This is a genomic window from Mesoflavibacter sp. CH_XMU1422-2 (assembly GCF_037029245.1).
GTDB lineage: Bacteria > Bacteroidota > Bacteroidia > Flavobacteriales > Flavobacteriaceae > Mesoflavibacter > Mesoflavibacter zeaxanthinifaciens.
The window spans coordinates 168,387-183,837 of record NZ_JAYMEE010000056.1; the positions used below are offsets into that span (position 1 = coordinate 168,387).

A 15,451-nucleotide genomic window follows, 5' to 3' on the forward strand; every position below is an offset into this window, starting at 1 on the left:
TTTAGTTAAAATCCTAAAATTATTTTGGCGACTAAAAAGTATAAAAACACACCAAAAATATCATTGCTTGTTGTTATAAAAGGTCCTGTTGCTACTGCTGGATCTATTCCTTTTTTATCTAAAAAAATTGGGATAAATGTACCTATTAATGCTGCCATAATAATTACAGTGATTAAGGCAATACCAATGGTGAAAGATACATTATATGGCGCACCAAATATAAAATGAGTGATAATAAATGCTAATAAGCCGATTGCTATACCATTAACTAAACCTAAAAGTAATTCTTTTAAAAGTCTTTTAAATACATTGTTGCCAATGCTACCATTTGCAAGACCTTGTACAATAATTGCACTAGATTGTACGCCAACATTACCAGCAGTACCTTGAATTAATGGAACAAAACTAAGAAGGATAATATAAGGTCCTAAATTACCACTAAAACTATCAATAATACTTGCTGCACCAATACCACCGACAACACCAATTAGCAGCCAAGGTAAACGTGCACGTGTTAATTTAAATATACTATCATCTGCCTCTACATCTTGAGAGATACCTGCTGCCATTTGATAATCTTTATCGGCTTCTTCACGAATAACATCTACAATATCATCAATGGTAATACGACCTAATAAAGTACGTTCTTGATCTATAACTGGTATAGCTTCTAAGTCATATTTTTGCATTATTCTTGCCACTTCTTCTGCTTCTTCATCTACAAAAACATAGTCTACATTTGCGTTAGAAAGTTCTGCAATTTTTTGTTCGCTTTTAGCGGTAATTAAATCTTTTAAAGAAAGTCTACCTACTAGTTTTTCTTGTTTATCTACAACGTAAATTGAATGTACACGAGTAACATCTTTTGCTTGACCACGTATACGACGTAAACAACCGGCTACTGTCCAAGTTTCGTAAACCTTAACAAGCTCTTTTGCCATTAATCCACCAGCAGTATCTTCGTCATACTTTAAAAGTTCTTTAATTTCGGCTTTGTGCTCTAAATCTTCAATTTTAGAGATGACTTCGTGCTGTCTTTCTTCTGGTAATTCGGCAATAATATCTGCAGCGTCATCGGTATCTAGCTCTTCAATTTCTTCTGCAATTTCTTTTGCAGAAAGATTTCTTAAGACTTTCTCTCGATTGTCTTCATCAAGCTCCATTAAGATATCTGCAGTTGTTTCAGAATCTAAAAGCTTAATCACATACATTGCTTCTTCTAGATCGACTTCATCTAGTATTTCAGCAATATCAGCATAATGGTATTCGTCAAGTAGTTTTTTTAATTCTTTATCATTTTTTTGTTCGATAAGAATTTCTACTTGTTCTATAAGCTGATCTGTTAACTGAAATTGTATGTTTTCTTTTTCTTCCAAACGCAGATATTATTTGTCGTTTTCAATTAATTGGGTAAGCGTTATAAATTGATCAACGCTTAGTTGTTCTGGACGCTGGTCAAAGATACTATTTGCTTTTAAATTATCAGACAAATTGAAGGTTTTTAAACTGTTACGGATGGTTTTGCGTCTTTGCTGAAAGGCTTGTTTTACAACCTTGAAAAATAAAGCTTCATCACACGGTAAACTATAATTGTCTTTTCTTATTAAGCGCAACACACCAGAATCTACTTTTGGTGGCGGATTAAAAACGTTTGGTGGCACAGTAAATAAATACTCTGCATCATAAAATGCTTGGGTTAATACAGAAAGAATGCCGTATACTTTAGAGCCTTCTTTAGAGCATATACGCTTGGCAACTTCCTTTTGAAACATTCCAGAAAATTCTGGAATTTGGTCGCGCATTTCTAAAGTTTTAAACACAATTTGTGTTGATATGTTGTAAGGGAAATTACCTGATATTGCAAATGGTTGGTTCCCAAAAGTTTCTTTTAAATTGTATTTTAAAAAGTCTTTTTCTAAAATACGTGGTGCTAAATGCAAATAGTTATTTTTTAAATAATCTACACTTTCTGTATCTATTTCAATAACATAAGTTGTTATTGGTTTTTCTAGTAAATATTTGGTTAGTACGCCCATTCCTGGACCAATTTCTAATACTTGATCGTAACCGTTTAAGGTTAAGGCATCTGCTATTTTTTGAGCTATACTTTCGTCTTCCAAAAAATGTTGACCTAAAAACTTTTTGGCTTTGACTTCGGTTTTATTTCTATGGTTTTTAGACATAATTTTTTTGAAAGTTTTTAAAATTATAATGAAATTTAGATTATTTAAAATCTACAGAATACTCGTCTATAACTTCAAGTTCTGTCCTAAAGGCAAGCATTTTATCTGCAAACTTTTGTAATCCATCTTGTCTTAGTTGTTCTGCATGATTAGCATAATAATCTTGTAATGCTTCTTTGGAATGTGCACGATATTGAATAGAGTAGGTTTGTCCGCCCATTTCTTCTTCTACTAAAACTTTAGTTAGTTTTGCTTCTGTAAATTTTCCTGTGGCTAATACTTGCGGAATATGTTCTTTTATCCAAGTTAGCCACTCATTATGCACAGAGTCGTCTATGTTTACGGTTACGTTATATATAATCATTTTGTTTTTTTTAGTTAATATCATCACCACGAAGTTTTCTAAACTTTTTACGCGCCTCTACATAAAAAATACTATCTGGATGATCAAAAAGAATCGTTTCGTAATAGGGTTTTGCTTCTTCGGGTTGGTTATAAGTGTTGTTTAATAATTCGGCTAAATTATAAAGTGCATTGTCTAATAAAATGCTGTCTTTAAAGTCTTTAATTATACGTAGGTAATTAGCTTTGGCGCTGTCGTAATCGTGTTCTTTTTCAAATAATTCAGCTTGTTTTAATAAAGCTTGCGGAACAATAACCTCGGTTTTATGCGCTTTTAAAATATCGTTTAAAATAGCTATTGCTGGTTTATTTTTATTTTGAAAAGCTAACAAATCTGCCTTAGCGTATTTTTTTAATGCAGTTTGTGTACTGTCTTCAGCACGGTTATCACTAATTAACAATTTTAAATCCAACGCATCATTAGCGGTTAGTTGTGATGTAGATGCTTTTAAAATTTTAAGCTGAGATTCTGCCCATTTAAAATCGCCTTTATAATAGCTTGCTTTAGCAACTCTAAATCTTGCTTCTTGAGAAATTGGACTGTTTTTTAAGTTACGTTGAATTTGAGTGTAATAAATTAAAGCTTGATTAAACTTCTCTTGAAATACTAGAATATCACCAAGTTCAAGTTTGACTTCGGCTAAATAAATCTCAGGAATATTATATTTTAACGTGTTTTTTAATATTGAAATAGCTTCTTCAGGTTGTTCTAAATAAAAGGCTAAAAAATGTGCATAGGACTTTTGAACTTTTAAAGTTTGAGGTGTTTTACCGTATTGCTCAAAAAGCAACGTATATGATTTTTCAATGTCATTATAGTCTTTTGGTAAGGCTATTTCGGTTTTTAATTCTATAGTTTTTAGTTGTGCTTCTAATTGCGTTGAAATGTCTTGGGACGTTTCTACAACATATTCAAAAATAGAAATTGCCATGTCGTAATCCTTGTTATTTTGAGCGATAAATCCAAGTTCGATAACACGATCTAAACTTTCAAGTTGTCTTTTGTAAATGGCTTTTTCTTGTGCAAATGCTTTGTTGTAATCTTTTTGTTGGATAAATAACCAGCTCAGCATTTCATTCCACATTAAATCAGGATTCTGCTGAATTTTTTTAAGCAAGGTTTTTCTTAAGATTATATTACCTTCGTTGTTACTATCTTCTGTGATAAATTCGCTTATATATCGCTTTATTGTGTCTAGATACGTTGGGTTTGCAGAGATAAAATTTAAATAGCTATCAAACATTTTTTCTATGTTAGATTGCTCTCCATAGATACGTGCTAATTGCAAATTAAAGTTTAAGCTAGGTTGTAATTGCATAGCTTTTGTGTATGCTTGAATTGCTTCTTCTAACAAAGAATGATTTTGAAATACACGACCTATGCTGTAGGCATTTGTAGGTCTTTGCTCTAGTGTTGCTATTGCTTTTTGATAGTTTTTATTAGCGTTAATTGTATCTTTTTGTAATTGATAGTTGTAACCAAGTTCTACTAATAAATTTGGAGATTTACTTGTTTGTAAAGCTTTAATAAGTCTTTGCTCAGCGTCTTTATACAGCTCTAATTCTTGCTCAATTTCAACAATTTTAAGTAAGTAGTTAGTGTTGTTAGGCTTGTCTTTAAAAAGCCTTTTGTAGCTAGAAAGTGCTTTTTCAAATTCGCCGTTTTTAAAATATTCATTTGCAACAATTTCGTCTTGAGCGTAAGAACACAAGCAAAAAAAGAAGATTAATATTGTTAAAACGCGCTTTAAAAACATAGGGTAAATATAACAAATCCGATAGGGACATTATGTAAATATAATGCAAAAAAAATGCCTGAATTTAATCAGGCATTTGCCAATCTAATAAAAGTGCTATTAATCATATATTCACTATAAGATTCAATTACTAAGATTGGGGTATATCTATGTAATAATTTTATTAATTATTCTACTAAAACTATGCCATGTTTGTCCTTGCGGGATATACTAAAATCTGTGTTTAAAATTTTAGCCATTATTACGATTAGGAGAATACATAGAACAATTCTAGCTATAGTCTTCATAATAAAAGTAGGTTTTGATTAGGAAAACATTCAAATTAAAGGCTTTTTTACCTTTTGACAAAACGAATAGCTCAAAATTCGTTAAAAAACGTATGTTTTTAACACTTTAACGATATTTGAGTGTTGTTTTTAACAAAAACGAAATTTTCATCGGTGATTTTAGTCAATCCACTCAAATCCGGTATAAGGCACTAAAACGTCTGGTATTTTTATACCTTTTTCGGTTTGATAATTTTCTAAAATTCCTGCTAAAACACGAGGTAATGCTAAAGAACTACCATTTAAAGTATGGGCAAGTTCGTTTTTACCATCTTTATTTTTAAATCTAAGTTTTAAACGATTGGCTTGGAAGGTTTCAAAATTTGATACACTAGATATTTCTAACCAACGGTCTTGAGCAGTAGAAAATACTTCAAAATCATAAGTTAAAGCAGACGCAAAAGATACATCACCACCACAAAGACGTAAAATACGATAAGGTAATTTTAACTCTTTTAAAATCTCTTTTATATGATTAACCATGCTGTCTAAAGCATTATAAGAATTATCAGGATGTTCTACTCTAATAATCTCTACTTTATCAAATTGGTGTAAACGGTTTAACCCACGTACGTGTGCACCGTAGCTACCAGCTTCACGTCTAAAGCATGGTGTATAACCTGTTATACCGATAGGTAAGTCGCTTTCGTTTAATAATACATCTCTAAAGATGTTGGTTCCTGGTACTTCGGCAGTAGGGATTAGATATAAATTATCTTCAGTAACATGATACATTTGCCCTTCTTTATCAGGTAACTGTCCTGTGCCAAAACCAGAAGCTTCGTTTACTAAGTGAGGTAGTTGAAACTCGGTATAACCAGCTTCGGTATTTTTATCTAAAAAGTAAGCAATTAAAGCGCGTTGTAATCTTGCGCCTTTACCTTTATACACAGGAAAACCAGCGCCAGTAATTTTGTTACCAAGCTCAAAATCTATGATATCGTATTTTTTTGCTAATTCCCAATGCGGTAAAGCTTCACTGTGTAATTGTGGCACATCGCCTTCACGGTAAACCTCTTCGTTGTCTTCATCGGTATTTCCCGATGGGACACTATCGTGCGGTACGTTAGGGATTTGATAAAGTAGTTCATTTAAAGCATCTACTTTTTCGTTTAGCTGTTCTGATAAGGTTTTAGAACTTTCTTTTAAATCGCCAGTTTTAGCTTTAAGAGCGTTAGCTTCTTCAGTTTTACCAGACTTAAACAACATACCAATTTCTTTGGAGATACTGTTAGATTCTGCCAATACATTATCTAATTGAGCTTGTAATGTACGGCGTTCTTCATCTAAACTAATTACTTGGTCAACTAAAGGTTTAGCATCTATATTTCTTACTGCTAAACGATTTATAACCGCTTCTTTGTTCTCTCTAATAAAAGGTAGTTGTAACATTGTTTTTTTATTGTTTGGGCGTTACCTAAAGGTCAGGTTTTCCGTTGTATCTTTTTTTGCCATATATGGCAGCAAAAAAAGGATGCCACTTCAACCCTTAACGCAAAATAGTAACGCTAAAATTAAGTGGTAAAAGTAGTAAGATTTTAGGTTTATAAAAACAAATTATTTATCTAATTGAGAAGGTAATAACCAATCACTGTGTTTGTGCCAATACCAAGGGACAGCAGCTAAATCTACATTTTTGTCAATAAGACGTCTATAAGGTCTACCATTAACGCTAACTTTTGCATCTACAAAGACCATAACGTCTTTACCTTTTTTAGCATATTCTTTCTTTAAATGCTGTGCAAATTGCCATATCACATCTGGTTTACAGCTAGCAGATCTAATTTGCTTTTTGGTTAGATAGTTAGACATTATAATAAACTCTGACTTATTAGTTGCTTTATCTATAATTTTATAACTAGTTCTTCCAGATTTAGATCTTAACATCATTCGCCAAGATAATCTGTGACCTTCTTCTGTCCATAATACATTATCTGTAAAAACATGATGTCTTAACGGAAGTGCTATTTGAATGACAAAGTATATAACACCTATACTAATTAAAATAGGTTTGTAGTCTTTTACAATAATTTCAGCTTTTGTGTAAAGTGGTTTATTTTTTAAAAATAAGTTTTTGATTTTTTCAGGTTCAAAGAAGAAAAGCGAAAACGCTAAAGCTAAATAAGGAAATATACCTACTTGAAAAACAATAGAGTTAAATAAATGAAAGAAAATAGAGGCAACAAACATATATTTTCTTGTTGGTTTATAAAGTAGTAGTGGTATTACTAATCCATCATAGAGTATTCCTCCATAAGCAATTAATTGAGCTATAAATTTATATTGAAGTAAATCTCCAATTATCATATAATTAGCCTTACTAGCCATTAATTGTTTAGGTACTGATAGGTCTAGCCAATCAGGATATATTTTTGCAATAGAAGCATAAGTGTATAGTATAAATAATTGTATAACAAACCCCCATTTTACCCAACTAGGCATGCTAATTTGCTTAATACTTGGATTTATTTTTGCATCTAAAGAAGCATATCTATTTGCTGGTAAAAACACCATTATGGCGCTTAACAGCATTAATAAATAATAATGGTTGTTATAAGAGGATTTTTGCATTAAATAAGTACATGACCACATTAAAGTAAATGCTAACATGCTTAATCTATATTTGTAGCCAAGCATTATTAATAAGCCAAAAACACCCATTATAGTGTAATATACATACATCCAATTACCAGGTAAAGGTTGTAAAAATTCAAAACCAATAAAATTGAAAGTTAACTTAGGTTCTACTAAAGTACGTGTAACCCATCCCGTAAAAATAGCGCCAACAGATTCTAAAAAACAAAGAGCTCCAAAAATGATACGAAACACTATTAGAGAACTATTGTCAATTTGTTTAAATAAGAATTTGTCAAGCATGAGATTTTATAAATTCTAAAGCATTTTTTTTATCAATATGAAGCTGACTTTGTAATTCTTGAACAGAATTAAACTTTTGTTCATCACGAAGTCTTTGTAATAATTCTATTTTTAAATTTTGTCCGTAAAGGTCTTTATTAAAATCAAAAAAATGAGTTTCTATAGTTTGATGTTTGCCATTTACTGTTGGGTTGTGACCAATATTCATCATACCATAGACTGTATTATTATCTATTATGGACTTTACAATATAAACACCATGTTTTGGGATAAGTTTATAGGTTTCTTCTATGTGTAAATTAGCTGTTGGATAATTAATAGTTTGACCTAATTTTTTCCCATCAATTACTTTACCAGTTAGCATAAAGTTGTAGCCTAGATATGTATTAGCAATTTTTATATTGCCTTCTTGTAGAGCAGCTCTAATTTTTGTAGAGCTTACCGCAACATCGTTGATGTCTTGTTTAGAAATTTCTTCGACTTCAAAATTAAAATCCTTTCCAAATTGTTTTAAATCTTCAATGTTAGCATTTCTATTTCTACCAAAATGATGATCGTATCCAATAATGATGTGTTTTGCTTTAAGATGATCTACAAGAATGTTTTTTACAAAATCTTCGGCTGTTAATCTAGAAAATTCTTTTGTGAATTCTTTTATGACTAAGTTAGAAATACCGAATTGTTTAAGAATGTCTTTTTTCTCATCAATTGTATTGATAAGTTTAATATTGGCATCTTTTTGTAAAACCATCCTAGGATGTGGGAAGAAGGTTAATAGTGAAGGTGTAAGATTTTTGATTTCTGAAATTTCAACCAAACGTTTAATAATTTTCTGGTGTCCAATGTGTACACCATCAAAGGTGCCAATGGTTAAGACTGTATGGTTTGAGTTTTTGTTTTTCACTATTTAATTTCTAGATATACAAAAATAAAAAAGCCAATTGATTTTACTCAATTGGCTTTAGTTATTTATTTCCTAAACTATTTATTTTTTAATAAACGGTAAAGTTAAGTTTCTATTTGATTTAGAAATTTTTATAAAATACATTCCATCACTAAAAGGTGTTGTATCAATAGTTAAATCACTTGTATTATTAATTTTATTATCAATTAATAATTGACCTAACATATTGTAAACCTTATAAGAATCTGGCATGTCATTTTGGTTATCTACTTTAATGTTTAAAACAGAAACCGTTGGGTTTGGATAGATAGAGATGCTATTAGCTAATTCAAAATCGTTATTTGATAAAAATGCTAATTGACTACCAAAGTAATAAGTACCAGCAATACCCATACTAAGGTTTGCAGTAAGCTTATAATCTGATCCAAAAGTAGAGTTTGTTACAGCAACAACTTCTCCTGTAGTTTCATTTAATACAAATAAATCATTTATAGTATTACCAGTTGCAGTTTCCCATGCTGAAATTTCTGCTTGGGTAAAGTAGAAATTAATTGTAGCAGCATCTGAAGTACTAGCATTTGCTGTAGTAATGTCAAATGTTTTAGCAGTAACATAACCAGCAGGATCAGTACCACCATTATATGCTACAGCATCTGCTCCTGCAGTTGCTACGTCTCTTGATACAGCAACAGTAGTACATCCGTAATTAAATCCAGAAGTATTATCTATATCTGTCATAATATCTCCTGTTGTTACGTCTGTAGAGTATACTAATCCAGAAGTTAATAAGTTAAATTGATCTGGAGTAGATGTATTAACGTCTGTTTGAACACTAGTATCAAAAGTAGCGCTAACTCTTACGTCATCAAGCTCTATAGAGAATTGATCTGATACGTTGTGATGTCTAAATCCTACATAAATAGTTTGTCCTATAAAGCTAGATATATCTAATGTTCTTGTGGTTAACGTGTTTATTCCATCAAGAGTACTTTCGTTAAAGCTTGTTGGAGACGCTTGTAAAGCAGTTATAGTGTTAGAAGTTGCAACATAAACTGTATAATTTTCTACATCCCAGTCTGCATCAACAGCTGCAATTTTCCATTGTAATTGTAAAGATCCTGTAACAGAAGTTAAATCTATAGCTGGTGTAATTGCCCAGTTATCTGGTGTTAAAGCTCCAGTAGAACTTACCCAAGAAAAAGATCTTAAAACAGAAAAATCTCCCGCACCTAAACCAGAATCTGTTAAAGTAACAGGAATCCAATTGTTTGTATCTCCATCAGAGTCAATAAATGACCAATCAGAAACATCACCATCGTTAAAATCGTCAAAGAATACATCTGTAGTTGTAGTTGTTGTTACTGCTTCATCATCATTAATAATCATTGTTTCGTAAACATTTGAAGATGCAGTTACGTTCCCTGTAGTAGAAACATTTACAGATAAAGAAATTGTTTCATCAGCTTCTACAAAGTTATCATTAAAGATTCTTAGTGTAACTGAGTTGCTTGGAGTTGTTGAGCCAGAAGCAAAAGTTACAGAGTTGTTAATAAGTTCGAAGTCTTCATTTTCTGTAGCAGTTCCTGTGTTAACTAAACTAGCAGTTGCAGAAGCGTTACCTGCTATAGACATTGTTAAGTCAATTGTGATGTCTTGAAAGTTACAATCACTTCCTTCTGTAACATTTTCAGGTAAAGCTGTAGTTACATAAACTGTTGGTGATATAGAGCAAGCAGTTGAAGAGTTTAACTCGACACGTCTTGGTGCATTTGCCATAATGGCTTGTATACGGTCTTTTTGATCTTGAGTAAACGTATCCATACAAGCATCATTAGTATAGTCCATGTAGTTTTGTACTTGATCAAAATCAGGATTGTCCGTACAAGAGTTGTTAAAAAGATTACAAGTATAGTTTGGTGCTGCAGCATTTGGTGTGTCAGCACAAAAATCGTCTGCACTACAATCTCCATCTCCCCAAATATGACGTAAACCTAACCAGTGTCCTACTTCATGAGTCATTGTTCTTCCTAGGTTGTTAGTCCCATCTAGCATAAATGTACCATCGTCTTCAGCTATGGTTCCCATAACATAATATCCAGCTACAACACCATCAGTGCTAGCAGCTCCACCAGTAGCATTTAAACCTTGTAAATTAGGCGTGTTATCAGGGAATTGAGCATAACCTAATAATCCTCCTAATCCAGGATTAAAAAAGTCATTTAAAGGATTTCCTCCTGGATTTATTGTCCACATGTTTAAATATTTGGTAGGATCCCATTGTGTAACAGACTTCATAGATTCTACATTAGTCCTAGTTTCCCAATCAGTTGGGTCTGCTGGTGTTTGACTATTACTATAAGGTGTTATGTTATGTCTAACTACACCTGTAGTTGGTGCGCCATTAGGATCTACTTGAGCAATACAGAAGTTAATCTCAACATCTACAGCAAGACCTGTAGTGTTTGCGCCACCAGGTGTGCCAGCAAGACGTCTATAATCTTCATTTAAAACTTGAATTTGAGATAATGCTTGAGCATCAGTAATGTTTGGTCCTGTACCAACTGCTTCACCTGTATGTACAACATGTATTACAACAGGAATATTATAAATTACTTGTTGCGATTCAGATCTTTGACTTGCTCTGTTTGCTTTTATTTCAGCAATTTTAGGAGCTAACCAATTTTCAAAATCAGTTCTGTCAGCTCTGTTGCGATATTGTTGCTGTAAAGCCTTTTCGTTTTCGTCAGTCAAACATCTTGCAAATCCAGTTTGGTTTATAGATTCTTTAGTTTGATCTGTAAGTTGGAAGTTCTGACCGTTAGTTGCTTTTTTATTTTGATTATTTTGAGCTTTTAAGGAAAAGCTTACAAATAAAATAAATAATAAAGCACTTAGAGTAGAGTTTTTCATTTATAGAATTTTTAAAATTATAGCCCAAATTTACTTAAAAATTAATTATTAGCAAGTTAATTTAATGGGTTTGTTTTAAATATTAACTATTTTTATAAGCAATTGAAATTTTAAATTATGAAACAACAACTACTTTTAACTGTTTTCATTTTATCTTTTTTCTCTGGTTTAGCGCAAAATTCATGGAAAAAAATATCAAGTAATAGTATTGAAAATGTTAACTTAAAGAAGTTTGATTCTAATCATTCAGCTTTATTTAGTCTTGATATTGAAGCTTTTAAGGTAAAATTACAAAGCGCTCCATTAAGGTCAAGTTCCAACGGTCACTCAAATACAATTGTATCGATACCTGACGAAACTGGTAAAACACTTCAATTTAGAGTTGTGGAAGCTCCTGTTTTATCTAAAGAATTATCGGTACAATATCCTAATATAAAAACTTATTTAGGTTCTCTTGTAAACGATGTTACTACTAGAGTTAGGTTTAGCGTAACTCCTTTAGGTGTTAATGTTATGATTACACGAGCAAATCAAGAATTAACATTAATACAACCAGTGTCTAGATTTTCTAATGTAGAACATATAGCTTACAAAAGAAAATCTATAAATGAAGATGTTAAGAGGTTTGAATGTCTAACTGATGAAACTAAGATTAGAGATCAAAACATAGGTCAGTCTAGAATAATGGATGCAAATGACCAGTTATTAAGAGATTATAGAATTGCAGTTTCTACAAACGGAGAATATACCCAATTTTGGGATGATGGTAACGCAGCAAACGGAGATGCTCAACAAGATGCTTTAGCGCAAGTTGTATCTACATTAAACAGAGTAAATGAGGTTTATGAAGTGGATATGGCAATAACATTTACATTAGTTACAGGGACAGAAATTATTTTTCCTGATCCAGCAACAGATCCTTATACAGGTAGTTTTAATAGTCAATTACAAAACGAATTAACAAGTACCGTAGGAGAAGCAAATTATGATATTGGACATTTATTTGCTTATGGAGGTAATAATGGTAATGCAGGTTGCATTGGCTGTGTTTGTGAAGATAATCAAAAAGGAAGCGGGTTTTCTTCTCACTCTTTCTTAAATAATGATGGAGGAGCTTATATGTCAGACTTTTTTGATATTGATTATGTGCCTCATGAGATTGGTCATCAAATGGGAGCTAATCATACCTTTGCTTTTAATACAGAAGGAACTGGTGTAAATTCAGAACCTGGAAGCGGTACAACTATTATGGGCTATGCTGGTATTACTGGTGCAAATGATGTGCAAGACCATAGCGATGCTTATTTTCATTATCATAGCATTAATCAGATTTTAACAAATGTAGCATCAGCACCTAACAATTGTGCAACAACAACAGCAATTACAAATAATCCTCCAGTAGCTAATGCTGGTTTAGATTATACAATACCTAATGGTACTGCTTTTGTGCTAAAAGGAGCTGCTACTGATGCAGATTCTGGAGATGTACTAACTTATACTTGGGAACAAATAGATAGCGGATCTACAACTAGTACGTCTTTTGGACCAGCGCATACAGGTCCTGTATGGAGATCTAGACCACCAAGTACCAATCCAGATAGATATATGCCAATAATAGAAAGAGTTATTGCAGGTGAATTAACAGAAACTAACCCTGTAGAAACTTTTGATAATAGTTCTTGGGAAACCGTATCTACCATAGGTAGAACTTTAAATTTTGCTTTAACTGTAAGGGATAGATCAGATGCAGGAGGAGTTGGTCAAACACCTCAAAGTGATTTTGATACCATGACCGTAACAGTAGATGGTAGTTCTGGACCATTTGCTGTCACTTCTCAAACTTCTGCAGTTACTTGGGACGCTGGTTCTACAGAAACAATTACATGGGATGTAGCTGGAACAAATACTGGTGCAGTTAACACACCTACAGTTAATATAAAGCTGTCTACAGATGGTGGTTTTACTTACCCTTTTGTATTAGCTACTGATGTGCCAAATGATGGTTCGCCTGATATTACAGTCCCTGTAACAGGCGGAGATACTGCTACAGCAAGAGTAATGGTAGAAGGTAATAACAATATTTTTTATGCAATTAATTCTACTAATTTTAGCATACAAGAATCAGAGTTTGTTATAACAGCAAATAATACTCCTGTTGATGTTTGTAGTCCTAATGACGCTGTGTTTAATTTTACTTACAATACTTTTTTAGGTTTTTCAGGAACAACCACTTTCTCTACTTCTGGTTTGCCAGCTGGTACAACTGCAACTATAACTCCTACAACAGCTACAGCAGACGGAACAGCAGTAACAGTTACAGTAACAGGTATTGGAGGTTTGTCAATAGGTAACTATCCGTTTACACTAACAGGAACATCAGGTTCAATTACTAGTTCTGCAAATGTAGAATTCAATGTAAATGACACAAATTTTTCAACGATCAACACTTTAACACCTGCTTTGGGCGTGACAGATGTGGCGCCTTCTAATGCTGTATTTACATGGGATTCAGACCCAAATGCGACTTCTTATGAGTTAGATATTGCTACAGATTCTGGTTTTACTTCTATAATAGATAGCCAAACATTAACATCAAATAATTACACATCAACAAGCTTAGCAACTCAAACAATGTATTGGTGGAGAGTTAGAGCTGTAAACGATTGTGGTAATGGTGCTTATGCTACTTCAAATTTTGAAACAGCAAACATAGCGTGTAAATACATATATTTCTAATGATACACCAATTGCGATACCAGATAGTGATACAACAGGTATATCTTCTATAATTACAGTTACAGATGTTAGCTCTATAATAGATGTAAATGTTACAATTAATATTACTCACTCTTATGTTTCAGATTTAACCGTTTCATTAATTAGTCCTGCAGGTACAGAGATAGATTTAAGTTTTGAAAATGGTGGTTCGGGTATGAATTATACAGACACGGTATTTGATGATGATGCTGCTAACCCAATTGCAAGTGGTACAGCGCCATTTACTGGTGTTTATCAACCTACCGAAGCGCTTTCTATATTAAACTCTGAGTTTTCTTCTGGAGATTGGACATTAAAAGTTATAGATAGCTACGGTTTTGATACTGGAGATTTAGTAAATTGGTCAATCGAGATTTGTGGCTCTCCGCAGAATGATACAGATGGAGATGGTATACCAGATGGATCTGATAACTGTGTAAATACTCCAAATTTTGATCAAGCCGATGTAGACGGAGATGGAATAGGAGACGTGTGTGACGATGATATTGATAATGACGGTATTTTAAATACTTCAGATAATTGTATCTATACTTCAAACGCAGACCAAGCAGATGCAGATGGAGATGGTGTTGGAGATGTATGTGATGTAGAATGTACTGTTTATAGTGCAACAGATTTACCAATTACAATTGCTTCAACTGGAGCAGATGCTAATTATACTTCCGTAATTAATATTTTAGAAGATGCACCTATTGCAGATGTTAATGTTACGATAAGTATTAATCATACTTGGAATAGTGATTTAGATATTTCTTTGATAAGTCCTGCAGGAACAATTATAGAGTTATCTACAGGAAATGGAGGTAGTTCTGATAATTATACTAATACAGTTTTTGATCAAGATGCGAAAGCTTCTATTACAACAGGAAGTGCTCCTTTTACAGGAGTATTTATGCCAGAAGGTGATTTGTCCTTATTAAATGGAGAAATGTCTGCAGGAAATTGGACCTTATCTGTAGATGATACTTATGGTTCTGAAGATGGAGGAACAATTTTATCTTTTGATTTAGAGTTGTGCTTGTTTAGTGCTTTATCAATTGGAAATGATGTTTTAAATAACACTGAGTTTATTAGTGTTTATCCTAATCCTAATAATGGAGAATTTACCATTAAAATGAAAAATACAGTTTTTATAGAAGATGTAGAAATTTATGTTTATGATATAAGAGGCAGAAAAGTATTTTATCAAAGTTTTAAAAACTCAAATGATTTTATTCAACAAATTAGATTAAATGATGTTGAGTCAGGAATGTATATACTTAATGTAACAGATGGAGAAAATACTAAAACTAAAAAACTTATTATAGATTGATT

At 32.4% G+C, this 15,451-nt stretch carries 10 protein-coding genes; 2 read left to right on the plus strand and 8 right to left on the minus strand.

The window, feature by feature from the left end:
• Positions 1-5: 5 nt before the first annotated feature.
• The 8 genes from mgtE to WA340_RS06815 all read right to left on the minus strand — a co-directional run bounded on the left by mgtE (position 6) and on the right by WA340_RS06815 (position 11,359).
• Positions 6-1,376 (minus strand): magnesium transporter, encoded by a 1,371-nt coding sequence (gene mgtE / locus WA340_RS06780; RefSeq protein ID WP_304140625.1) that lies wholly within the window; start codon positions 1,374-1,376, stop codon positions 6-8.
• A 9-nt stretch (positions 1,377-1,385) separates the two neighbouring features.
• On the minus strand, positions 1,386-2,183 hold the full coding sequence (gene rsmA, locus WA340_RS06785) for a 16S rRNA (adenine(1518)-N(6)/adenine(1519)-N(6))-dimethyltransferase RsmA (protein ID WP_336128082.1): 798 nt from the start codon (positions 2,181-2,183) through the stop codon (positions 1,386-1,388).
• 40 nt (positions 2,184-2,223) lie between these two features.
• Positions 2,224-2,547, minus strand: a complete 324-nt coding sequence (locus tag WA340_RS06790) for a DUF4286 family protein (RefSeq protein ID WP_106677507.1) — start codon at positions 2,545-2,547, stop codon at positions 2,224-2,226.
• A gap of 10 nt (positions 2,548-2,557) precedes the next feature.
• The gene (locus WA340_RS06795; protein ID WP_336128085.1) at positions 2,558-4,342 is read right to left on the minus strand and encodes a tetratricopeptide repeat protein; all 1,785 of its coding nucleotides are present in this window, start codon (positions 4,340-4,342) and stop codon (positions 2,558-2,560) included.
• A gap of 446 nt (positions 4,343-4,788) precedes the next feature.
• Positions 4,789-6,060, minus strand: a complete 1,272-nt coding sequence (gene serS, locus WA340_RS06800) for a serine--tRNA ligase (protein ID WP_336128086.1) — start codon at positions 6,058-6,060, stop codon at positions 4,789-4,791.
• 165 nt (positions 6,061-6,225) lie between these two features.
• Complete coding sequence (locus tag WA340_RS06805; protein WP_336128087.1) at positions 6,226-7,545, minus strand: HTTM domain-containing protein; 1,320 nt, start codon at positions 7,543-7,545, stop codon at positions 6,226-6,228.
• Positions 7,538-8,449, minus strand: coding sequence for a bifunctional riboflavin kinase/FAD synthetase (locus WA340_RS06810; protein WP_336128089.1), 912 nt, complete (start codon positions 8,447-8,449; stop codon positions 7,538-7,540). The genes WA340_RS06805 and WA340_RS06810 overlap by 8 nt, the downstream gene beginning before the upstream one ends.
• 81 nt (positions 8,450-8,530) lie before the next feature.
• A complete protein-coding gene (locus WA340_RS06815) occupies positions 8,531-11,359 on the minus strand; it encodes a M43 family zinc metalloprotease (protein WP_336128090.1) in 2,829 nt (942 codons plus the stop codon).
• 117 nt (positions 11,360-11,476) lie between these two features.
• Between WA340_RS06815 and WA340_RS06820 the strand changes: the two genes are divergently transcribed.
• Both WA340_RS06820 and WA340_RS06825 read left to right on the plus strand, forming a co-directional pair.
• Positions 11,477-14,095 carry a reprolysin-like metallopeptidase gene (locus tag WA340_RS06820; RefSeq protein ID WP_336128091.1) on the plus strand — a complete coding sequence of 873 codons (2,619 nt, stop codon included), beginning with the start codon at positions 11,477-11,479 and terminating at the stop codon, positions 14,093-14,095.
• Positions 14,096-14,174: 79 nt separating this feature from the next.
• Positions 14,175-15,449 carry a proprotein convertase P-domain-containing protein gene (locus tag WA340_RS06825; protein ID WP_336128260.1) on the plus strand — a complete coding sequence of 425 codons (1,275 nt, stop codon included), beginning with the start codon at positions 14,175-14,177 and terminating at the stop codon, positions 15,447-15,449.
• Positions 15,450-15,451 lie beyond the last annotated feature (2 nt).

Bases quoted from the DNA above. Each gene is read 5' to 3' on its own strand.
- WA340_RS06815 (WP_336128090.1), bottom strand. From the start codon at position 11,359: ATGAAAAACTCTACTCTAAGTGCTTTATTATTTATTTTATTTGTAAGC.
- WA340_RS06790 (WP_106677507.1), bottom strand. From the start codon at position 2,547: ATGATTATATATAACGTAACCGTAAACATAGACGACTCTGTGCATAAT.
- WA340_RS06795 (WP_336128085.1), bottom strand. From the start codon at position 4,342: ATGTTTTTAAAGCGCGTTTTAACAATATTAATCTTCTTTTTTTGCTTG.
- rsmA (WP_336128082.1), bottom strand. From the start codon at position 2,183: ATGTCTAAAAACCATAGAAATAAAACCGAAGTCAAAGCCAAAAAGTTT.
- WA340_RS06805 (WP_336128087.1), bottom strand. From the start codon at position 7,545: ATGCTTGACAAATTCTTATTTAAACAAATTGACAATAGTTCTCTAATA.
- WA340_RS06820 (WP_336128091.1), top strand. From the start codon at position 11,477: ATGAAACAACAACTACTTTTAACTGTTTTCATTTTATCTTTTTTCTCT.
- serS (WP_336128086.1), bottom strand. From the start codon at position 6,060: ATGTTACAACTACCTTTTATTAGAGAGAACAAAGAAGCGGTTATAAAT.